At 42.3% G+C, this 21,890-nt stretch carries 22 protein-coding genes and 2 riboswitches; of the genes, 8 read left to right on the top strand and 14 right to left on the bottom strand.

Translation table 11 applies throughout. The annotated features are described in order from the left end of the window. Window positions 1-49 precede the first annotated feature (49 nt). A complete protein-coding gene (locus ACFX4H_RS09870) occupies window positions 50-298 on the top strand; it encodes a type B 50S ribosomal protein L31 (RefSeq protein WP_034314776.1) in 249 nt (82 codons plus the stop codon). Between the two features lie 87 nt (window positions 299-385). Here ACFX4H_RS09870 and metC read toward each other — a convergent pair whose 3' ends face one another. Together metC and ACFX4H_RS09860 are read right to left on the bottom strand one after the other, a co-directional pair. Beyond that, entirely contained in the window at window positions 386-1,567 is a 1,182-nt protein-coding gene (metC, locus tag ACFX4H_RS09865; RefSeq protein ID WP_377435087.1) for a cystathionine beta-lyase, read from the bottom strand. Next, window positions 1,564-2,676: a methionine biosynthesis PLP-dependent protein gene (locus tag ACFX4H_RS09860; protein ID WP_034314771.1), complete on the bottom strand. Its 1,113-nt coding sequence runs from the start codon at window positions 2,674-2,676 to the stop codon at window positions 1,564-1,566. The genes metC and ACFX4H_RS09860 overlap by 4 nt, the downstream gene beginning before the upstream one ends. Window positions 2,677-2,762: 86 nt before the next feature. Next, window positions 2,763-2,876, bottom strand: a riboswitch (SAM riboswitch). A gap of 326 nt (window positions 2,877-3,202) precedes the next feature. Here ACFX4H_RS09860 and fumC point away from each other — a divergent pair. Both fumC and ACFX4H_RS09850 read left to right on the top strand, forming a co-directional pair. Further along, window positions 3,203-4,585 (top strand): class II fumarate hydratase, encoded by a 1,383-nt coding sequence (fumC, locus tag ACFX4H_RS09855; RefSeq protein WP_034314769.1) that lies wholly within the window; start codon window positions 3,203-3,205, stop codon window positions 4,583-4,585. 109 nt (window positions 4,586-4,694) lie between these two features. Continuing rightward, the gene (locus ACFX4H_RS09850; RefSeq protein ID WP_034314767.1) at window positions 4,695-4,937 is read left to right on the top strand and encodes a hypothetical protein; all 243 of its coding nucleotides are present in this window, start codon (window positions 4,695-4,697) and stop codon (window positions 4,935-4,937) included. A 57-nt stretch (window positions 4,938-4,994) separates the two neighbouring features. On the opposite strand, the gene ACFX4H_RS09845 is transcribed toward ACFX4H_RS09850, so the two are convergent. Together ACFX4H_RS09845 and ACFX4H_RS09840 are read right to left on the bottom strand one after the other, a co-directional pair. After that, window positions 4,995-6,140, bottom strand: coding sequence for an ABC transporter ATP-binding protein (locus ACFX4H_RS09845; RefSeq protein WP_052137502.1), 1,146 nt, complete (start codon window positions 6,138-6,140; stop codon window positions 4,995-4,997). Between the two features lie 113 nt (window positions 6,141-6,253). Next, the gene (locus tag ACFX4H_RS09840) at window positions 6,254-7,138 is read right to left on the bottom strand and encodes a PucR family transcriptional regulator (RefSeq protein ID WP_377435086.1); all 885 of its coding nucleotides are present in this window, start codon (window positions 7,136-7,138) and stop codon (window positions 6,254-6,256) included. A 180-nt stretch (window positions 7,139-7,318) separates the two neighbouring features. Between ACFX4H_RS09840 and ACFX4H_RS09835 the strand changes: the two genes are divergently transcribed. After that, on the top strand, window positions 7,319-8,356 hold the full coding sequence (locus ACFX4H_RS09835) for an NAD-dependent epimerase/dehydratase family protein (RefSeq protein ID WP_377435084.1): 1,038 nt from the start codon (window positions 7,319-7,321) through the stop codon (window positions 8,354-8,356). A 116-nt stretch (window positions 8,357-8,472) separates the two neighbouring features. On the opposite strand, the gene ACFX4H_RS09830 is transcribed toward ACFX4H_RS09835, so the two are convergent. The 4 genes from ACFX4H_RS09830 to ACFX4H_RS09815 form a co-directional block, all read right to left on the bottom strand. Then, window positions 8,473-9,573 (bottom strand): iron-containing alcohol dehydrogenase family protein, encoded by a 1,101-nt coding sequence (locus ACFX4H_RS09830; RefSeq protein WP_377435082.1) that lies wholly within the window; start codon window positions 9,571-9,573, stop codon window positions 8,473-8,475. A gap of 62 nt (window positions 9,574-9,635) precedes the next feature. Continuing rightward, the gene (locus ACFX4H_RS09825; RefSeq protein WP_241636825.1) at window positions 9,636-10,457 is read right to left on the bottom strand and encodes a MetQ/NlpA family ABC transporter substrate-binding protein; all 822 of its coding nucleotides are present in this window, start codon (window positions 10,455-10,457) and stop codon (window positions 9,636-9,638) included. A 56-nt stretch (window positions 10,458-10,513) separates the two neighbouring features. Continuing rightward, complete coding sequence (locus tag ACFX4H_RS09820) at window positions 10,514-11,182, bottom strand: methionine ABC transporter permease (protein WP_048687408.1); 669 nt, start codon at window positions 11,180-11,182, stop codon at window positions 10,514-10,516. Then, window positions 11,169-12,185, bottom strand: a complete 1,017-nt coding sequence (locus ACFX4H_RS09815; RefSeq protein ID WP_048687407.1) for a methionine ABC transporter ATP-binding protein — start codon at window positions 12,183-12,185, stop codon at window positions 11,169-11,171. The genes ACFX4H_RS09820 and ACFX4H_RS09815 overlap by 14 nt, the downstream gene beginning before the upstream one ends. Window positions 12,186-12,254: 69 nt before the next feature. Further along, window positions 12,255-12,359: riboswitch (SAM riboswitch) on the bottom strand. Window positions 12,360-12,642: 283 nt separating this feature from the next. Here ACFX4H_RS09815 and ACFX4H_RS09810 point away from each other — a divergent pair. Beyond that, window positions 12,643-13,467: an MBL fold metallo-hydrolase gene (locus ACFX4H_RS09810; RefSeq protein ID WP_323602078.1), complete on the top strand. Its 825-nt coding sequence runs from the start codon at window positions 12,643-12,645 to the stop codon at window positions 13,465-13,467. A 64-nt stretch (window positions 13,468-13,531) separates the two neighbouring features. Here the strand turns inward: ACFX4H_RS09810 and ACFX4H_RS09805 are convergent, their stop codons facing one another. From ACFX4H_RS09805 to ACFX4H_RS09780, 6 genes are all read right to left on the bottom strand, one after another. Continuing rightward, window positions 13,532-13,720, bottom strand: coding sequence for a hypothetical protein (locus ACFX4H_RS09805; protein ID WP_034314753.1), 189 nt, complete (start codon window positions 13,718-13,720; stop codon window positions 13,532-13,534). 85 nt (window positions 13,721-13,805) lie between these two features. Further along, entirely contained in the window at window positions 13,806-14,009 is a 204-nt protein-coding gene (locus ACFX4H_RS09800; protein WP_034314751.1) for a YheE family protein, read from the bottom strand. A gap of 63 nt (window positions 14,010-14,072) precedes the next feature. Then, complete coding sequence (locus ACFX4H_RS09795) at window positions 14,073-15,269, bottom strand: YheC/YheD family endospore coat-associated protein (protein WP_241636821.1); 1,197 nt, start codon at window positions 15,267-15,269, stop codon at window positions 14,073-14,075. Next, window positions 15,266-16,633: a YheC/YheD family endospore coat-associated protein gene (locus ACFX4H_RS09790; RefSeq protein WP_063591880.1), complete on the bottom strand. Its 1,368-nt coding sequence runs from the start codon at window positions 16,631-16,633 to the stop codon at window positions 15,266-15,268. The genes ACFX4H_RS09795 and ACFX4H_RS09790 overlap by 4 nt, the downstream gene beginning before the upstream one ends. A 3-nt stretch (window positions 16,634-16,636) precedes the next feature. Continuing rightward, entirely contained in the window at window positions 16,637-17,707 is a 1,071-nt protein-coding gene (locus tag ACFX4H_RS09785) for a YheC/YheD family endospore coat-associated protein (protein WP_063591879.1), read from the bottom strand. Window positions 17,708-17,723: 16 nt separating this feature from the next. Next, on the bottom strand, window positions 17,724-19,085 hold the full coding sequence (locus ACFX4H_RS09780) for a YheC/YheD family endospore coat-associated protein (protein WP_377435079.1): 1,362 nt from the start codon (window positions 19,083-19,085) through the stop codon (window positions 17,724-17,726). Between the two features lie 136 nt (window positions 19,086-19,221). Between ACFX4H_RS09780 and ACFX4H_RS09775 the strand changes: the two genes are divergently transcribed. From ACFX4H_RS09775 to ACFX4H_RS09765, 3 genes are all read left to right on the top strand, one after another. Next, on the top strand, window positions 19,222-20,361 hold the full coding sequence (locus tag ACFX4H_RS09775; RefSeq protein ID WP_377435077.1) for a DUF445 domain-containing protein: 1,140 nt from the start codon (window positions 19,222-19,224) through the stop codon (window positions 20,359-20,361). Window positions 20,362-20,434: 73 nt separating this feature from the next. Further along, a complete protein-coding gene (locus tag ACFX4H_RS09770; protein ID WP_034314741.1) occupies window positions 20,435-20,791 on the top strand; it encodes a YlbF/YmcA family competence regulator in 357 nt (118 codons plus the stop codon). A 146-nt stretch (window positions 20,792-20,937) separates the two neighbouring features. Further along, window positions 20,938-21,804 carry a Cof-type HAD-IIB family hydrolase gene (locus tag ACFX4H_RS09765; RefSeq protein ID WP_034315523.1) on the top strand — a complete coding sequence of 289 codons (867 nt, stop codon included), beginning with the start codon at window positions 20,938-20,940 and terminating at the stop codon, window positions 21,802-21,804. Window positions 21,805-21,890: the final 86 nt, after the last annotated feature.

Below are 21,890 nucleotides of genomic sequence, written 5' to 3'. Positions count from 1 at the left end.
GTAATCATTACGTTTAAGATATACCTATACTGACGATGAGGTGATAATAGTGAAACAAGAAATTCATCCCGATTATCAACAAGTGGTATTCATGGATACCAACAGTGGGTATAAATTTTTGACAGGCTCCACTAAGACGTCCAATGAAACAATCGTTTGGGAAGACGGCCAAACATATCCCTTATTAAAAGTGGAAATCAGCTCGGATACGCACCCTTATTATACAGGAAAGCAGAAGTTTGCTGAAAAAGGCGGACGGGTGGATCGCTTCCTGGATAAATATAATATGAAGAAATGAGAGTTAGGCCATCGGGAAATCGATGGTCTTCTCTTATTGATGGAATAAAAAAGGTGCCCATAAAATATGAGGCACCCACTACTTTAATCATTTTGCAGCAATTGCTTCCCCTTTGGCAATATTGACGAGGGCAGCTTCGAAGTCCTTGATTAAATCGTCCGGATTTTCCAGTCCGACAGAGAGGCGGAGCAAGCTATTCGTGATGCCTCGCTTTTCCCTTTCATCAGCAGGCATGGCCGCATGGGACATTTTGGCCGGGTAGGATAATATGGATTCTACCGCTCCCAGGCTTACGGCAAAAACAGGGAGCTCGACAGTGTTCACGAAGGAACGGAAGATTTCCTCACTTTCCAATTCAAATGATAGGACCGCCCCTGCTCCGAGTGACTGGCCTTTCTGGATGGCGTGCTGTGGATGATCGGCTAGGCCGGGATAATACACTTTTTTCACCAAGGGCTGCTCCTTTAAGTAGGCTGCAATCTTTTCTGCCCCTTTTTGTGAATGTTCCATTCTAACTGACAAGGTTTTCAAGCCTCTCATTACGAGCCAGGCATCCTGGACACCAAGGACCGCTCCAAAGGAGTTTTGAAGCGAACCGAGTCTTGCCGCCAATTCCGGATCTTTCACGACCGCAAGCCCAGCTACCACATCACTATGTCCGGATAAAAACTTCGTCGCGCTATGAAGGACAACATCAGCGCCCAGATTCAGCGGTTTTTGCAATGCGGGCGTCAAGAATGTATTATCAACAAAACTTAAGGCACCGGCTTTTTTTGCGATATCACATACAGCTTGAATATCGGTCACTTTAAGTAAAGGATTTGAAGGCGTTTCAATGTATATGGCCCTGGTATTTGGCTGAACCGCCGCTTTGACACTTTCAAGGTCTGTCATGTCAACGAAGGTATGCTCAATATTGAAACGGTTCAATACGCTTGTGACCATCCTGAACGTTCCGCCATACACATCTTCGGAAATGACGATATGATCCCCGGCAGACAATAGCAGGAAGGCTGTTGAAATGGCAGCCATACCTGATGAAAAGGCAAAGCCGTGAGTGCCTTCCTCAAGTTCGGCAATGATGTCTTCAAGTGCCTCGCGGGTTGGGTTCCCGCTTCTGCTGTAGTCATATTTGCCGAATTGATCGATATCGGATTGATGGAAAGTCGATGCATGCTGGATGGGGACGCTCACACCGCCCGTTGCCGGATCGAATTTATGTTGATTATGAAGTAATTTCGTTTCAAAGCTAAAATTTTGATCTGTCATCGTAGTGCCTCCCTTTTTACATGTGCGAATGCTTGCTGCAAGTCACCAATCAAATCGTCGCTATCCTCGATGCCAACGGAGAAGCGGAGCAGTCGGTTACAAACCCCGTTTGCCGTTCTGACTTCAAGCGGTATATCGGCATGTGTTTGTGTGGCAGGATAGGTGATGAAGCTTTCAACTCCTCCCAGGCTTTCTGCAAAGGAAATTAATGAGAGCGATTGTAAAAATGGGTTGACCGCCGCTTCATCAATGATGCGGAAAGAAATCATGCCGCCCCGGCCTGGATACAATACGTCCGTAACACAATCATGCTCCGATAAGTAATCTACAAGTATCTTGGCATTCTTTTCATGACGCTCCATCCGCAATGCCAGGGTTTTCATTCCGCGCATCAACAGCCAAGAATCAAATGGGCTCAAGACAGCTCCAGTGCCATTATGATGGAAGGCAAGTGCATCACATAATTCAGCGCCGCTAGCAACGATCAGTCCGGCGAGCACATCATTATGACCACCGAGATACTTGGTTGCACTGTGGATCACAATATCAGCTCCAAGCAAGATGGGTTGTTGAATAAGAGGCGTGTAAAAAGTGTTATCAACGATTAGCAATAAATTATATCGTTTAGCCAATGCGGCAACGGCGCTAATATCCGTTTGCTGCATAAGAGGGTTAGTGGGAGTTTCGATGAAGATGGCTTTCGTGTGAGGAGTGATGGCTTTTTCGATATCCTCCAAACAACAAGTGTTTACATAGTCACACTGCAATCCCCATTTTTTAAAACCTTGTTCTAACAGCCGATATGTACCGCCATAAAGATCTTCACTGACAATCCACGCATCCCCGGATTTAAAAAGGGCGAGTATAGTGGAGATGGCGGCCATTCCTGAACTGCAGGCATAGCCTTGGTCTCCTTTTTCCAGATCGGCGATGGATCGCTCCAATAGCTGGCGGGTAGGGTTACCTGTCCTTGTGTAGTCGAATCCCGTCGATTGACCGATTCCTTCGTGGCGAAAAGCTGTTGAAAAGTATACCGGCGGATTGACTGTTCCTGTCGCCGTTTCACTGCGATTTCCTAATTGAGCAAGATATGTTTCAGGTTTATACATGGTTTTCACTGCTCCTTTGAGTTAAATAAAATAAAAAAAAGTCTTCTTTAAGAAGAAGACTTTGATTAAGTAGGGACGAGTCATTCTTCTTATCTTCCAAGTTCATAAACTTGTGGAATTAGCACCTTTTCATTGGTTTGAAACAAATGAAGGTTGCTGAGGTGTCATCGGGCCATTCCCTCTACCTCTCTCGATAAGAGTTTAGATTATTCAATTTCTTTTGAATTTACTATATATACAAAACGCTGTCAAGGACATTTTGGGGGTGATGATGTGTTTGTGTTCATGGCCAGGTCAATTGAAGCCTAGAGGTGCCTACACTTTATGTGTCAAAAAAGAATATCCAAATTTTCATCTAAATATGAACGGCCTAGGATTTTCCAGAAATATGGAAAGGGTCAGCGGGATATTTTTGCTTTAAAATAATAAAGTTTGTACAATGTATGGAGAGAAAGAATAATCCGACATTATTCATTTCATATGCAAAAATTCTTCAATGAATAGTGCAAACTTAGGAGGAGAATACATGGAATACAGAATCGAACGAGATACGATGGGTGAAGTGAAAGTTCCTGCTGATAAATATTGGGGAGCACAAACTGAGAGAAGCCGTAACAATTTTAAAATCGGTAACGAAAAAATGCCGATTGAATTGGTTCGTGCATTTGCATACGTTAAACAAGCTGCTGCAAAGGTGAACTATGATCTTGGTGACCTTTCCGAAGTTAAAAAGAACGCCATCGTCAAGATTTGCGGCGAAATCCTTGAAGGTACGCTTGATGAACATTTCCCGCTTGTAGTGTGGCAAACGGGAAGCGGTACGCAAAGTAATATGAACGTGAATGAAGTGGTCGCTAACAAAGGGAATGAATGGTTAAAAGAAAATGGTGAATCGGAAATCCTTCATCCGAATGATGATGTTAACAAGGCACAAAGCTCAAATGATACTTTCCCGACCGCCATGCATATTGCAGCCTTTATGGAAGTCGCTGAAAAATTGGTTCCTGCCATCAAAGCACTTCGTGATACATTCGATACAAAAGAAAAAGAATTTTGGGATGTCGTGAAAATCGGCCGGACACATCTTCAAGATGCTACACCATTAACATTAGGACAAGAAATTTCCGGTTGGAAAGCGATGCTCGATAAAGATTTGGCGATGATTGAGGAAAGCAGCCAAAAACTATTGAACCTTGCTCTAGGCGGAACGGCTGTAGGAACCGGAATCAATACAAAGAAAGAATTCCCGGGACTTTCCGCCAAACAAATTGCAGCGGATACAGGATATCCTTTTGTCACATCTGATAATAAGTTCCATGCATTGACTAGCCATAACGAAATCGTCTATGCACACGGTGCTTTGAAAGCATTGGCGGCGGATTTAATGAAAATTGCAAACGATGTCAGATGGCTGGCAAGTGGACCTAGAAGCGGAATCGGAGAAATAGCCATTCCGGAAAACGAGCCGGGCAGCTCCATCATGCCAGGTAAAGTCAATCCGACCCAAAGTGAAGCGCTTACCATGATTGCGACACAAATCGTGGGTAACGATGCTACAATTGGCTTTGCAGCAAGCCAAGGTAACTTTGAATTGAATGTATTCAAACCAGTCATCATCTATAACTTCCTGCAAACGGTCAAATTATTGACGGAAGGCATTCATTCCTTCAACGATAATTGTGCGGTTGGCATCACTGCAAATGAAGATAAGATCAAAGAAAATGTAGAGCGTTCCCTTATGCTGGTAACAGCATTGAACCCGCATATCGGTTATGAAAAAGCAGCCAAGATCGCCAAAACTGCCTTCAAGGACAACTCCACGTTAAAAGAAGCGGCGTTGAAACTGGGGTTCCTGACGGAAGATGAATTCAAAGCATGGGTCGATCCTGCTAACATGGTTAATAAATAATTGGATGGAAGTACCCTCCCTCTAGCATTAGGGAGGGTGATTCCATGTGTTAAAATAATGGAATCGACAAATACTGAAATCATAAGTATCGGGAACAGGAGGAAAAACAATGTCTATATGCCCGCTTTGCAACGGCCTAAGAAAAATTCATGTGGATTGCCCGGAATGCGGCAGTGAACTTGAGGATAAAGGGAAATTCATGGATTATGCTGATGATTACAGTGCTTATATGGATATCGACATACTTAAAGAAAACGACGGATACCCTCAATCCCTTCAAAAAGGGCAATGCCCCCATCTCATGAAATGCCCTGAATGCGGACATGATGAAGTGGTATTGGTCCAGGAATGAATCTCCCTTTATTTGAATAAACGTTAAAAGACCCATAATGAATGGGTCTTTTCATTTTTAATTTGCAGATAACTTCATGCTTTCCTGCATCAGTTCATCTTCTTCAACCAAAATGCGATGTTCGGTCCCTTTATCAAAAAAGTGCGCTTTATTCATGTCGAGGGCAAGTTCGATCTTTTCGCCTGCCTGGATAATGTTATTGGCATCGACCCTTGCAACGAAGTCCTGCCCCTCTAATGTGGAGTAGAGCATGATCTCCGCGCCCATGAGTTCGGCTACATCAATTTGGGTCGTGAATGTAGTGTTAGGGGACTCCGTGAAATAAGCTCCTTCATTATGGAAATCTTCCGGACGGATGCCAAGGATTACTTCTTTTCCGACATATCCTTGATCACGTAGCATTTTCATCTTAAATTCAGGTATTTCAAGCGTTTGTTCGCCTATTTTGATTGTGCCTTCTTTTAAAGTCCCGGTAAAGAAGTTCATGGCAGGAGATCCGATAAAGCCGCCGACGAACACGTTTATTGGTTTCTCATAAACATCCTTTGGAGCACCGACCTGTTGGATGATACCATCTTTCATTACAACAAGACGTGTCGCCATGGTCATTGCCTCTGTTTGGTCATGTGTGACATATATCGTTGTGGTGTCGAGCCGTTTATGCAGTTTAGCTATTTCCGCACGCATTTGAACCCGCAGCTTTGCGTCGAGATTGGATAATGGCTCATCCATCAAGAAAACTTTTGCGTCCCTTACAATTGCGCGGCCAAGTGCAACACGCTGGCGCTGACCACCTGAAAGCGCTTTAGGTTTCCTGTTTAGCAGCTCTTCAAGTCCGAGAATCCTTGCCGCTTCATTGACTCTTTGCTTGATTTCAGCTTTTGGCGTTTTCCTGAGCTTTAATCCGAATGCCATATTGTCAAATACAGACATATGAGGATATAAGGCATAGTTCTGGAAAACCATCGCAATATCGCGATCTTTAGGGGGGACATCATTGACTCGCTTGCCGTCTATGTATAAATCCCCTTGGGAAATGTCTTCCAGTCCGGCAATCATCCTTAATGTCGTTGATTTACCGCAACCTGAAGGTCCCACAAAAACGATGAATTCCTTATCGGCAACACGAAGGTTGAAGTCTTTAACAGCCGTCACCTTTTTATCATAAATCTTGAATATATGATCCAACACTAACTCTGCCATGAAAAATCCCCCTTTTAAACTCTTAGATTACTTGTACCAATTAGCTATAGTCTAAGCTATAGGTTTTGAAAAAAGTATGGGCATATTGCACAAAAAAGTGTTTACATTGGAAATCAATCATTCAGTAAAAGTATCAAGTATGCAGTAAGGGCATGACGGAAGTTTCTAATATCGAGACCAGTTTTTTCAGAGAATTTATCGATTCGGTATTGTAAGCTGTTCCGATGTATATAAAGCTGTTTGGCGGCATATGTGGCATTGGAGTTACATTCGATATACGTTTTAACCGTTTTGATAAGCTCAGTATCCTGCTTGGTCTTGCCAAGAATTTCATTGATAAACCAATTTGCATTCTTAAAGGATGGATCATTTATTAATGAGTATGGGATGATGTCTGCCAAATCAGTCACTTTTATATCCGGCAGATGCACCTGTGCCACTTCAAAACACTTTTTCTCTTGAGTCCAGTGATGGCGAAGGTCTTGATCTACAGGGTGAAATCGCCCGGTGAACATACGGGTCTTTACATAAAAGTCACTTTCAAGTGTGGAAGTAATGGCGATCAGTTCTTTATTTGATAATGGTTCATCCTTGTCCGGTTCAATTAAGACGCCTGCCATTTCATTTTCCCAAATAATAGCTGCGTCAGATTGAACGAAAGCGAGGAAGGCCCCTTCAAAATCGGAGTTGGAAAAATCAGCATGAGTCAACTTGAAATGAAGGAATCGAACATTCTCCCAGCTCGTTAAAGGCAATGGTGCATTCGGTTCGGATAAAAAATTTTTCCATGATGAGCCTGGATGTGCATTGAGGTTATTTGGGTTTATGGAAGGAACAAAAAGCAGTTCCAATAAACGGATTTCTTCTGCTGTGATTTCTGAACGGGGAATACCAAGTATACTTCTGAAGTCTTCGAACCAAACATAATTTGAAATATCATCAGTATCCTTTTTATTGGTAAGAGCGTTCGGGAATTTTTGTTTAAGATTTTCAAGCATCGGTTCCACCTTCTTTCTCCCTTTCCATATCATTATAGCGAAAAAGAATAAAGTTCAAAAGATTAGGATATCTTTAGTTTTTCCGAGAAGGGAAAACTAAAGAAAAGGTGCAAGTATTATTAATTTTAGGAGAGGGTATTGCGTATGCTTTATGGAATATCGTTTAAGAGGAGGAGATCCATGAACATTTTAATATTGGGTGGTACACGGTTTTTAGGCCGATATATAGCAAAATCTGCAATAGAGAAGGGGCATGATGTCACACTTTTTAATCGTGGAAACGACCCATATGTTTTCCCCGAAATAGAACAGTTAAAAGGGGACCGCGACGGAGATCTTGAAATGCTGAAAGGAAGACAGTGGGATGCAGTAATTGATACATCAGGCTTTATCCCTCGAACTGTATCGAAATCTTGCCGGTTGCTTAATCAAGTTAAACATTATACATATATTTCAAGCATCTCGGTTTATAGTGATCCAACCGAACCAGGTATTGATGAAAATGGAGAGGTTCATGCACTAAATGATGATAAAGCAGAAGAAATAACCCGCGGAACGGCTGGACCGATATACGGTGAATATTATGGACCGTTAAAATCATTAAGCGAAAAAGCAGCTGAAAAAGAACTGCCGGGGAAAGTCTTGTCAATTCGTGCCGGGCAAATAGTAGGTCCATATGATTACACTGACCGATTGCCGTACTGGCTTAAAAGAATAGCGGAAGGGGGAGAAGTTTTAGCGCCTGGACGCCCTGGACGTCCAATCCAAATTATCGATGCAAGGGACTTGGCTCAATGGATCATCCAAATGATGGAAAAAGGCGTGACAGGTACGTATAATGCCGTTGGGCCAGAATACACACTGACTATGGGGCAAATACTTGAAGGCTGCAAAAAGGTAACAAGAAGTAATGCTGCCTTTACATGGGTCTCTGAAAAATTTTTAAATGACAATAAAGTAGAGCCGTGGGGAGAAATGCCTTTATGGATACCGGAAGAATTCCCTTTACCAGGAGGTAAGGAGCCTTTGAATGGGTTTTTGGCTGTCGACAATGATAAAGCAATCAATAATGGACTAACATTCCGTCCCCTATCAGAAACTCTCGAAGATATATGGAATTGGGAAAAGGGCCGTCCGGAATCCGCCGATAGAAAAGCAGGCATGCACAGACAACATGAAAGCGATCTTCTTGGATTATGGAAACAGACAATAGGTTGAGACCTTCTTTTATTATACTGAAGTATTAATGGCACATTATGTATGCTCGGTGGAAAGGATGATTTTATACAATGAGGAATCAAAAAAAGCGATGGGGTCAAAACCCCATCGCTTTTTTAGGAAGGGCTTGCATGGTTTGTAAGGATTTCAAGGTTTTCCATGGCGGCTGCCACTTTTTCCTTGTTGATATCAGGGAAAAGAAGATGGATGTCTTCACCTTCTTTGACAGAGTGGGCTGCAATCTGTTGAAGTTCCGCCTTATGTTCAACAGTCAGGCCAATATCAAGAAATGTCATCGGCAATTTAAGCACCCGGTAGATGGGCAGCAATTGTTTGATTTCCGAGAATTTCCCTTCTAGCACAAGCTGGACTAAAATGCCATATGCAACTTTTTCCCCGTGAAGTAAATGATGCGCTTGGGTGATGGAAGTAATGCCATTATGAATGGAGTGGGCACCGGCAACGCGCAAGTACTGGCTGCCAAACCCACCAACAAGACCACTTGTGATGATGTTCGTTTCAATTACACGCTGCAGCGCATCTGTCCATTTCCCTTTTTCCAAATCAGCTAAGGCTTCCTCGCCATATGTCAATAAAACTTCCTGGCATTGCCTTGCGGCCAGATGGGCCAATTCAATACAAACGGACTTGGTGGCAAGCTTTTCGGCCAGTGCATTGCCCTCGTACCATTTCGCCAATGTATCGCCGATTCCAGCACGTAAATAGTTAATCGGCGAATTAAGAAGAATTCCTGGTTCGATCAATAACATCCAAGTGCTTTTTTCATGAATATCATAACGGACATATGAACCATTATCATCATAAATGACACTCAACGGTGTCCAGGCAGCGCAGGTGGAAGCCAAGGTTGGAATGAGGATGATCTCCTTTTGAAGTGAGTTTCCGGCCGATTTGGCGAGGTCGAGCAACTTACCGCCGCCAATGCCAATTAAGGCATCAGCACCATGTTCAAGAGCTGCCTTCATGACGCGGTCAATTTCCGGGTCACTGCATTCCCCGCCGTATGTGAAAAAGATCGTCTCAATATTTTCTAAGGAAGGAAAGAAGGGTTCAGTAACTTCCCAGGATTTTTGTCCATGAATAACGAGCACTTTACGAATGTTCCCTCTACACAGTTTCACTTCCAGGTTTTCAAGGACATTTGCTTTACAGGCGTAATAAGCGGGGCCGCTGCGGACCTCCAGTAAGGTATTCATATTTGCTCTCCTTAATGAAAGGCCTGTTCCCGGTAAAGGGGAAGCAGGCCTTGATTATTTGATCAATTCATCCAGTCTGGTTTTCCGAATCCGGCAAATTTGTCATCGATCACTTTTTCAAACTGGTCGGATTCCACTACAGATTTAATATCCTTGGCAAATTGAGCGTCTACATCTTTTGTATTCACTGCAACAACGTTTCGATACATATCCGGCATGCTTTCTAAAACTAGGGCATCCTTGAGGTCCATTTTCGCTGCAAGAGCAAAGTTGCCAGGGACCGCCGATAGGTCAACGCTGTCTGTTGCGCGGGGCAGCTGAGCGGATTCCAATGGTTTTAGCTGGATGTTTTTTGGATTTTTCGTTACATCCTTTTCAGATACTTTTAAAGGGTCGACATTTGGATCGACTTCAATCAACCCTTCATCCACCAGCACTTTTAGTGCACGTGCCAGGTTAACCGGATCATTGGGCACTGCAAGCGATGTACCGTCTTTCACTTCTTTCAATGAATTATACTTATTAGAATATATGCCCATTGGCGCTGTTGGAACTATGATAAGGTCGGAAAGCTTTAAATCATTTTCTTTAGCGAAGTTATCCATGTATACTTTATGCTGGAAAAGGTTGGCGTCGATCGAGTTGTTGCCAAGCGACTTATTCGGCTGGATATAGTCGGTGAATTCGACGATCTCTATTTTGTATCCGAGATCTTCCAGACCTGGTTTGATGGCCTCCTTAACCATATCGGCGTACGGCCCGGTAGTCGCCCCGATCTTCAATTCTTTTTTGTCTTCTGTATTTGGGGATGCATTATCGCTCCCGCAAGCTGCCAAGCCGAGTGCAAGTGCACAGACTGATAATAACGAAGCTATTTTCTTCATTTGATATTCCTCCTGAGTAATGAAATGTATTGAGTCATTTAAAAAAATGATTGAACCTATCGCTTGTTAACTATGTATGAAACTTTGTCACCAACCATTTGAATGAGTTGCACAAGGCAGATCAGCACGACGATCGTCGTGATCATGACTGTGTTGTCATATCGGTAATATCCGTACCGGATGGCCAGGTCGCCAATTCCGCCACCGCCGATTGTCCCAGCCATTGCTGAATAACCGATTAGCGAAATGGTCGTTAATGTCAGTCCTTGAATGATTCCCGGTTTTGCCTCTGGAAGAAGTACATCCTTAATGATCATCCATGGAGTGGCACCTACGGCAATTGCAGCTTCAATCACTCCTCTGTCTATTTCACGTAATGCCGTTTCAACAATCCTTGCAAAAAAAGGGATTGCGGAAACGGACAGGGAAACAGAAGCTGCTCTTGGCCCTATCGTCGATCCCGTAAGTAGGTCCGTTAAAGGAAGGAGGGCGACCAAGAGAATGATGAACGGGATTGAACGGACAATATTGACTGCGAAACCGAGAGATCGATTCACGATGCCATTTTCAAAAAATAAATTCCTGGTTGTTGTAAATAGCAATACTCCAAGCGGTAAACCGATCAGCAGGGCTACTGCAAGAGAAACGCCGACCATATAAATCGTTTCAAGAAAGGCTTTATTAAGATCAGGTAAAATATTGACGATGGGATTAAGCAGTGACATGTTTTAACACCTCCACAGAACTGGAACGATTTTTTATATACTCCAATGCCGAATGGATTTGTACGGCATCGCCAATTAACTCGATGATTAAAATGCCTAAAGGAACATCCTGGATATACTCAATTTTACCGTGTAAAATATTCCCCTTTACTGCATGGGATTGGAGAGTATCCGAAAGAATCGACTCACCGGCGGTTTGCCCTTCGAATTGGATCTTAATAATCGTCCCTTCACTTTCATCAATCAAGTGCGAAGGGAGTTCGAAATCCAGTACACTGCTAATGAATTGCTTCGTTAATTCCTGTTTGGGCTGTGAAAATATTTCATAAACGGGTCCTTCTTCAATTACCCGGCCATCCTGCATCACGGCGACTCGGTGGCATAGTTCTTTGACCACTTCCATTTCATGTGTAATCAACACGATGGTGATACCAAGCTCACTGCTTATCTTTTTCAATAACTGTAAAATCGCTTTTGTAGTTGTCGGATCAAGGGCTGAAGTCGCTTCATCACATAATAGTACAGTGGGTTCATTTGCTAACGCTCGAGCTATGCCGACCCGTTGCTTCTGTCCACCGCTAAGCTGTGCAGGATAGACATCTTTCTTATCGCTGAGCCCTACGATTTCCAACAATTCCAATACACGTAACTTAGTCGCGTCCTTCGATCGATGCGCGGCTCTTAAGGCGAAAGCGACATTTTCATAAACGGTTTTTGAACTGACCAGGGAAAAGTGCTGGAATATCATTCCGATTTTTTGGCGTTGTTTACGAAGCTCTTTGCTAGATAAAGAGGTTAAATCAATGCCGTCGATAATGATATTTCCACCTGTCGGACGTTCAAGCAAATTCAAGCAGCGGAGTAATGAGCTTTTTCCAGCTCCGCTGTAGCCGACAATGCCATATATTTCACCAGTTTGAATGGTCAAAGATACGTTATCCACTCCGATAACTCGGTTTTTCTTCGAGACGTATTCCTTTCGGATTGAACGGATTTCAATCATGAGCTTTCCCCCTTAAACATTAAAAAAGCTGCCTCTATCATTCAGAAAGAGGCAGCGAAATCATATCTCGGCTTATCTTTCAGAATGCAATCATTCTGCAGGAATTGGCACCGTTCCCTAAGGGCGGTTGCCGGACATCACAGGGCCTGATCCCTCCGTCACTCTCGATAAGTAAATTATTATTTTAGAATATTTCAAGTTTTATAATATAATCTATATTATTTGTAAAATCCGGCAATGTCAATCGTTTCTTTTATTTTTTTGTCATTAAAACTGGTAAGGTCCGTTAAAACGATTCATGGAAAATGGGCTATTATGCAATAATCCAGCATTTTCATCGAGGCTATTTATTCCAATATTTCCTTGTCAAAAAGGTAAAGTGGTACTACATTTATTATAGTAAAGTTAAAAAAAGGAAGGTAAAACTATTTTTGTACAATGATGGGGAGGAAACCGAATGATAGAGATCAAGACGATAAATGATGTGGTTTGCGTGCATGGGACTCCTGGCGGGAACAAGGGGGGGATGAGTGTGTATGTCTTTTTAACGGATGGCCTATTGATAGATACTGGCGCACAGATTTTATTGGAAGAGCTTATTCCATTCTATGAATCCGCAGACTTCGACTCAGTGGCCCTGACTCACTATCATGAAGACCATACGGGGGGCGCTGCCTGGATAAAGGAACATAAAAAGGTCCCTCTTTTCATTCACCCGATGTCGGTTGAGGTTTGTGCAAAGGATGCTGAATATCCTGAATATCGCAAAATTTTCTGGGGAAAGAGAGACGCCTTTAAAGCTGAGCCGCTAGGGAAGGCCATTCATTCCCGTACCCAAACGTGGGAGCCGATTTTTACCCCAGGTCATGCAAAGGACCATATGGTGTATTTGAATCACAATAATGGCGTGCTTTTTTCAGGAGACCTTTTCGTAACCCCAAAAACAAAGCTTGTCTTACGGGAAGAGTCCGTCCCGGTGATCATCGGTTCCATAAAAAGATTGCTTCAATATGACTTCGGGGAAGTGTTTTGCTGTCATGCTGGGCATGTTCCTGATGGGAAGGAGATGTTTCGAAAAAAACTGGATTATCTGGAAAACCTCCAAGGGGAAATTTTACGCTTGCATTCTCAAGGGCTGACCGTTCATGAAATCCAGCAGGTCGTTTTACCGAATCGCTATCCCCTTATCGAGATATCTGGGCATGAATGGGATTCAGAGCATATCATTACATCGATATTAAACGAAAATATTTTAAGTGCGAGGGAGAATGGGACTATTTGAATGCTATCCGTTTAACGGTCTGACTGATATGAAAGAGAGCTCTCCATAAGAGAGCCCACATTATTCATTTATTGACATTGGGATCTGTTTCATCATAAAAATCATGTGCTTCTTCGATGTTCTGAAGGTTAGCGACTTCATACACATTTCCGCCCGCCATTCCTTCATTGATGATACGGTCGATATCCAGGTAAACGGAGTCCTTGCCATCATATTCGGTATCCTTCAAAAATGTCATTTTTTCTTTATCCAAAAGAAATCCCTCCTAGCCTTTTCTTTAGTTTAGGCAAAGGAGTTTTTTTTATTCTGTTAAGCGATTTCATGAATGTAAAGGGGTTTCATTCATATACATGGAAGATCATTAGATCATGTATCATGCTTTTGAGTTTAGTTTCATCTGTTTCGGAAGGCGGATTGGCTGTCCACTCGATGGATCCATCTTTATGATACAAGGCTTTGACTGCCTGCTTGTTGAAATAAAAGGAAATTTTCCATCCTGGCAGATTCTTATGCAATGGTTCCCATTGAAAATGAGTGATCATATGTATTACCTCCATATATACTGTTTCTCATTCGATTATAATGGAAAACGGCAGCTGGAGGTGTTATTTTCTTTTCAGGTTGGGAAAAGTTAATTCAATGAAAAGATTTTTTAAATGCAAAAGCCTGTTTGTTTCAATTTCTTCTTCATCGAATTGCATCGGCTTTGAGTTCACTTCGTATATGAAAAGCGAGCCCGATTCGTCTTCCCCTATATCAATGGAAAACTCTCCGAGAAACCCGATCTTTTTTGAAAGTATCTCTCCGCATTTTTGGGCAATATTCGCTAATTTTAGATCCAGGTTTTTTGATTTAATGTCCTGATAAGGAAAAAGCTTTCCGCCTCGGGGAGTGTGGGTGGTGATTTCCTGAGTTTGCGACATCCTTACCGCTTTGCCGGTCACTTTATAAAAACCTTTTTCATAATGGACGAGAATCCGGTAATCATAACGATGTCCAAAGAGTTTTTTTGGTATGATCGCCTGTTGAGCAAGATAGCTCCTTTTTAATAAATCCCTTTTTTTTGTATCCCAGAAGGAAGCAAAATCAGGGAAGGACTCACTATGCTTTAAGCTATTGAACAATAGGGTATCATCATCATTTTTGATAATGGTATAAATGCCCTTCCCTTGGCTTCCTTTGCATGGCTTAAGGTATATATGCCTGTATGTCTCCAGGAAAGAATCAAGGCAACCGCTGTTTCGTAAGACCATGGTGGGCGGAAGGTGGTTGGTGAGGGATCCATCTTCAGTTAATGCCTCGAACATCACATATTTATCTATAAAACAGGGGTTGAATAGAGTCATTCGGTAATCTTTAAAATGTGTGATAAGATGTTGGAATTCCTCTGACGCCTCATAGCTCCTCCAGGGGATACGGTTATAGACGATGTCAGGGAAGGGCACCTTACATTCAATCCACTTGTTTGAAATGGAGGAAAAAAGATACCCTTTCATCGACTCGGAATGAAGGGCATTTCCTGTGAATACATACGCCAATATTCCATGTTGCAATAAATATAATGATAAGTCCCGAAAAAGGGTCAGGTTTCCACCCAAACCTGATTCCTTTTTGGGATTGGAAACAGTTAAAATTCCGATGGTAAGCATCCGGTTACCCGGAAATATTGTGATTGGAATTAGCGGTTGATTCGAATGGTTCTTTTTATAGCTGATTTCTTCTTCGGCAGAGCCGGCGAAAAGTTCCGCATTCTCATGAGTGTGGTGCCAATTTTCAGTGGGGATATCATAATAAATGTTCATTGCGGCACTCTGATTGATTTTGTAATCGTCTGTTCCGTAAGATAAATGGCATAATCAAGGCTTAGCTTTCTGGTCAGCAATTCGAAATCCTTGAGTTTTGGATGGGAGAAGATGGAACGTCCAGGCTTGGAATTGGCTTCAAACATCCAAACCTGCCCTTTTTTATCCAATCCAAAATCAAATCCTATTTCTGCGATGATGCCGTCCAAGTTCTTTTCTATACTGTCACTTAAAATCAGTGCGGCTTCCGATAGCTTTCCTTCGACTTCTGTCGCCACATCGTCATCTCCAAACAGTTCGGCAACCGTTTTGATGACACCCCCGCTTTTAATATGGGTCGTGACGCTGCCGGCGCCGGCGATTTTTGCGGCAATCGCGGTCACCTGCCATTTTCCATTACTGTCCTTGTTCGTATGGACCCGGAAATCCACTGGACGTTTTTCAGATCGAATTAATGGGATGCCCTGCTGCACGATCAGATTCTCGAGCGGGCGGTCGTGAAAAATGTGTTTAACGATGGATTCCAATGTCGAAAACCGTTGCAGTTTATTTTCTTTTGCTTCGTTTGTATAGCGGCAATAGTAAACATTCTCATGCTTATCATAAAGAATTTGGTGAATCCCTAGACCGAGGCTGCCGTGAATGGGCTTTATATAAACTTGCCGGTAATGGGAAAGAAGGGTTTCCACCACGGATATGGATTGAAATGGATACGTTTCCGGCAAATAAGGCAGTGCCCGCTCATCTGCGCATAACCTTTCATTTACATCCCATTTATTGAAAAATCCGGGGTTATACCATGGTATGGTATATATTTTTTGGAATTTCTGCTTCACTTCTTTAGGTCCATCACGGTTTTCCGTCAACCGATTTGGTAGCCGGTCATAGATGACATTAGGAAAAGGAAATTCATAAATGTTCCAGTCATCTTTATCAAATACATAGCCTTTGATTGTCTCCTCATCCCAATTGATTACATTCTCTCCAAAAACAAAGGGAATACAGCCTGTGGTCTTGCTAAGCGAAAGGAGCTTTGCGAAAAATTCAGATCTCTCCCCTAAAGGTTTGTTCGAAATGCCCGTGAAGCCTGAGGAAAAGATTCCGACAAGCGGTCCGATATGGATGCTCTTGCCGTATATGAATAAATGAAGGGGAATATCGGTATGATCGAATAGTAGAGATTCCGCAAGACTTTTCGATAGCACGATTTTTTGATTGACGGCCGGGTTTTGTTTGACGATGGCAGGACATGAATGCCGTCCGAAATAAATTAATTCAATCTCTGCCAAATCTCCAAGCTCTGAAGGGTAGTAGAGAACATTGCCAGGGATAGCGGCAATTTCGGCAGGATAAGTCTTTCTCACTTCCTATTCACCTGCTTTCTGAAGCTGTTCGGCTAAATACTGGCTATACTGAAACGGTGCTCGATGAATATCTTTCATGGTCTCCGGCTGTAGTGCCTGAATGATTTTCCTACCAGGCTTCGAGTTAATGTCCATTATCCATATTTGGCCTTTTTTATCGATGCCTAGATCAATTCCCAACTCGAATAATCTTTCAAAGACAGCTTCGGTTTCAACGGGCAGGGTGCGAAGGATATGATGAATCTTTTGTTCGACAGCAATCGAAATCGTTTCCGGGTTTCTTTTGTTGAAGTTATCCAATGAAATGGCTTCCCCGCCTGTGGCAAGATTTGAAGTAATTCCGTCTTTTTGTCCCGTACGAATTCCGCGGCCCCGTTCCATCCATTGATTCTTCTCGTTTTTTTGAAGTAAAATCCGTAAATCGAATGGCTCATTATTTTGGGTGCAAAGTTCTAAATATGGCTGGCAAAGATAACGGTATCGATTTAATAAATGCTGCAGCCATTTGTTAAGCTGAGATTTGGAGGAGAATGAGCGGTCATATTTGGTGCCCTTTTTCGTCATGGAAACCAAAGTCCCGTCTTCGGTTTTTGAAAGGAGATAGATTCCTGTACCACCTGCACCGAATTCAGGTTTGATGATGATTTTATCCAGGCGTTCCAAATGTCCTATAATATCTTCAGGTGTCGTCACTTGTACGGTTTCTGGAAAAAATGCCTGTAGGTGTGGATGGTTTTTTAGGATTTGGTACACTTCCCACTTACCAGGAAGGCCCAGTCCTAAGAAATTCGAGTTATCTTTTAACCACTCGATTTTGTGTCGCGTTTCCGTTGACTCACGGACTAAACCGTGAAAACAGCGATCATATACAAAATTAGGTAAATCAAAAGATGTCGCGATCCAAGTTTCGTTCTCGGCATCAAAACGCTCGCCCCTCACTTTTTTCAGATCCATATCAATATTTTCCGGTGAGAATTTGCAAACTTTCATATTAAATGATTGAGCGGTTTTGGCTATTTCGGTGAAGTAGTTGTTTTCATGAGTATCCGACGCGGCCATTAATCCTATTAACACGTGCTAGCAACTCCTTTTATGGATGGTTTTCGCGGTTAAGGGCAAGCATGAAATCTATGATTGATTTTACTGATGGACGAAAGGTTTCATAGTTGCCTTGAAATTTTTTCGAAGGTTTTGAATTCACTTCGATGATCCATGGATGGGTATCGGTATCCAGTGCTAAATCGATCCCTAGCTCACCGAATGAATCGTCAAGATTTTCGACTAAAGCCTGTGCAGTGGTTTTAGCCAGCCGTACGAGCTTTTGATATATGCGGCTGGCGTCCTGAAGTTCAAATGCTTCTTTTAGAAAATCGGGCCCATTTTTCATCAATCCGCCTTGTGCAAGATTGGAAACAATAGTACCAGGGTCCCCAATCCGGGCAACCATTGATGTAACTTTCCATTCAAGCTGTTCGTTCCGGTGAAGCAGTATGCGGAAATCAACCTTTCTCTGATCGGTTTCGAATAGGGAAATCCCTTTTTGAAGAATGAAGGATCGTTTTCTGGAAAAATTTTTTAAGGTTTCAAACAACTTTTCATCCGTATCAGCAAAATGTACATTCTGGAGATGTCCGGATTGCTCGATTTTCCAATTTCCAGCTACTTGCGTTAATCTGCAAATATTCCTGCCTTGGCTGCCTGATGTGGGTTTAAAGTAGATTACCGAATGCTTTTCTATAAATGTCAAGAAAGTTTCCTTTTCGTTGAACAGTATCGTCTCTGGTAAATTTGGCAATAGCTCATCCTCTAAGATCAGTAGTTCGTGTACATCATGTTTGGAGAGGAACCTTCCGTTGAACATCGGAATCGACCGTTCCTCCAGTTCAGTTTTAAACATCTTGAAAGAAGGCGATTGCTCAAGTTTGCGCGAATGTATCCGGTTATAAAATACATCAGGGATGGGGAGGGGCAAGGCTTTCCAGCCACCTTGCCCTGGCAGGTAGCCTTCCACAACCCCATCTTGAAGAGACTGCAGTTTAACTAAATAGAAGGGAATGCCTTGCTGATTACAATATGATTTCATTTCCTGATAAAATTTTTCCATCTCGCCGAATGACCCGTCTTGCAAGGGAGTCTGGTTCATGAGTGAAGCGAAGAATGGGCCTATTTTAATTGATCTTTCATCCGCATGGTATGAGACGGAGATTGGATCGGAAAAAACGGGCAAGGATAAAATTTGGTTCATATCATATGAAAGTTTCAATGTAGGCTGGGATGACGGGAATGGCTGGACAAGTACCGGGACGGAACGGCATCCAGCCATTATCGATACGGGTTCTCCAAATTGAAGGTCCCATTCCTCAAATAATTTTTCTTCGATAAACAATAGCGCCTTCTTTCTAGTCTCTGCGGGATTTACCGTAATGTAAACTTTCTGATGGTTAAGATTCATAATAATTCCCCGTTTGCACTAAGTTTGATATCCTTTAATAATTAAATGATGGGCAAATGTGGATAACACATTCTATGATTTTTTAATTAGAAGGTGTCATAAAGCCTTTATTTCAAGCAATAAAAGGAGAAATTTCATGGGTGAGTTTTGGCTAAAGATACTGTTTATGGTCGTCGTTGGTGCAGTAATAGGTGGCTTCACTAATTTATTGGCTATCAGAATGCTATTCAGACCGTATAAGCCAATCCATATTTTTGGGAAGCAGCTGCCGTTGACACCAGGGTTGATTCCGAAGCGGCAGGATGAGTTAGCTAAACAATTAGGCAAATTGGTGGTCGATCATTTAATCACACCAGAGAGCATTCAAAGTAAAGTCATTAATGATGCCTCTATACAGAATATGAAAATTTTCGTCCAGGCAGAAGTAAAGAAAGCATTGTCCACACAAAAAAGTACTGCTCAATTACTTGATCAATTGGGAATGAAGAATTCTTCATTTACGCTAGAACAGCGATTACAAACATTCATTCTTGGTAAATATGAAATATGGTCGGAAGAGAACATGAGCAAGAGCTTGAAAGATATCGTCCCTCCGCACCTTCAGCAAAAAGCCCTCGACTCGATTCCTGATTTGTCACGTTTCATCGTGAAAAAGGGAAAAGAATATTTTGACAGTGCGGAAGGCAAACGCCGTCTTGAAGACATGTTGGATGATTTTTTCAAGGAACGGGGCAAGCTGATCAATTTATTTCAGATGTTCATTGGAAACGAAAAGTTAATTGATAAGATTCAGCCGGAAATCATTAAATTTTTTGAACAATCGCGAACGATTGATATATTGTCAGTGATATTGGTGAAAGAGTGGAAAAATCTCGAGAAATGGGATATAGAGAAAATCGAGGGAATGATCGGGAGAGAAACGATAAAACAATGGATTACCGAAAAAACGGCTGTAATGCTGCCTGTCGCTTCGATCCTGAATAAGCCGGTTCGAGAATTGACTGCCGATTTCTCGGACACCATTGTGGAAAAGGGCGTTCCGATTTTTGTGGAAAAAGGTGCCGAGTACGTAATCAATCATTTCCAGCCGCTATTCCAAAAACTGCATTTGGACGATATCGTGGAAGAACAGGTTTCGTCCTTTTCGGTGTCCCGACTTGAGGAAATGGTCGTTTCCATCACTAAGAAGGAATTATCGATGATCACATACCTTGGGGCATTGCTTGGTGGAATCATCGGTTTATTTCAAGGTTTCGTAACTGTTTTAATAGGATGACGTGTAATTCTCAATCGGATTTGTTATAGTGGAAAAGGTGTAGGAATACAATGATTACCGGGAGGGGAAATAAATGAGTAACGTATATGATGCAGCGTATGAAATGGAAAAGGCGATTAGGGCAAGTAATGAATATGCCGATTTGCAACGCTTATATGATCTGGTGAATTCTGATGAAGCAACAAAAGGAATGTTTGAAAACTTCCGTAATCTGCAAATGTCATTGCAGCAAAAGCAAATGATGGGACAGGAGATTGCACCGGAAGAGGTTGAGCAAGCACAAAAGACGGTACAGCTTGTCCAACAAAACCCAACCATTTCACAATTGATGGAAGCTGAACAACGGATGAGCATGGTCATCGCAGACCTAAATAAAATTATCATGAAGCCGCTTGAAGATTTATATGGCTTGCCTGAACAACAGCAATAAGCAGTTGGAGACTCCCTTCTATAATGGTTGGGGGTTTTTTGTTCCCTGAAAGCACAAGTGCAAGGGTCGTGAACCACTATTTGTTCTATTCTCGAAATTTTAGTCATAAATTTTGAAAGAGGATACAACAGATGGGAGAGATCAGCATGGTATATCGACTACTTGCGGTCAATATCGACGGGACATTGCTCCAGTCGAATGGGCGTTTAAATAAATCGACTAAAGAAGCAATAGATTATGTTCACCAAAAAGGCGTCCATGTTGCACTTGTGACGTCAAGAAACTATCACTCAGCAAAAAAAGTGGCCAAAGCCCTAAAAATAAATCCGATGATCGTTGCTCAGCAAGGAGCCTTTGTCGGAGCTTCCATGGAAAAGCCGATAATGGTAAAAAGAATATCAGAAGAACTGACTGCAGAGCTCGTGCAAATGCTTGAAAAGACCACGTGCCAAATATTGCTCATTCATGAAAAATACTCGCTGGGCAATCGGGTGAACCTCCCGGAGAATTTGCTTGGTAAATCGGTTATGTATTTGAATGACCAAAATATTTATGCTCAAAATTATGTGGATGATATCAGTGAGGAGCTTATTGATCAGCCGATGGCCCCGACGAAGATGGACATTATATTTCCAGAAAAAAATGCTCGAAATGATATGTTGAAATTGATAAAGGAAATGTTCCCTGAGGTGGATGCAGTCTTACACCCAGGACATAAACTGACAATCGTTCCGAAGGGTGTATCTAAATGGAGTGGTGTATTGTATTTAGCGGACCATTTAAAGGTGAAAAGAACGGAGATCGTCTCGATTGGCGATGGATTGGATGATATGGATATGATTGCCGGTTCTGGTCTGGGAGTTGCCATGGGCAATGCGGATGAGGAAGTACGGAAAGTGGCAAAATGGGTGACGCGCTCCAATGATCAAGATGGTGTTGCCTATATGCTTAGGGAGTTTTTCCGGAAACAGCATCCAATCGAATTTTTACAAAAAATGAATATGCTTAAGTGAATGGCGGGGCTCCTTCTGTTGAAGGGGCCCCATTCAGATAACGCCGCTTGCGAGGTCTGTCATCTTTCATAAATAATTATAAGTTT

Source organism: Peribacillus sp. YIM B13477 (assembly GCF_042787955.1).
Taxonomy (GTDB): domain Bacteria; phylum Bacillota; class Bacilli; order Bacillales; family DSM-1321; genus Peribacillus; species Peribacillus frigoritolerans.
Note: the sequence above shows the minus strand (reverse complement) of the source record. Positions and strands in the feature narration are given on the sequence as shown.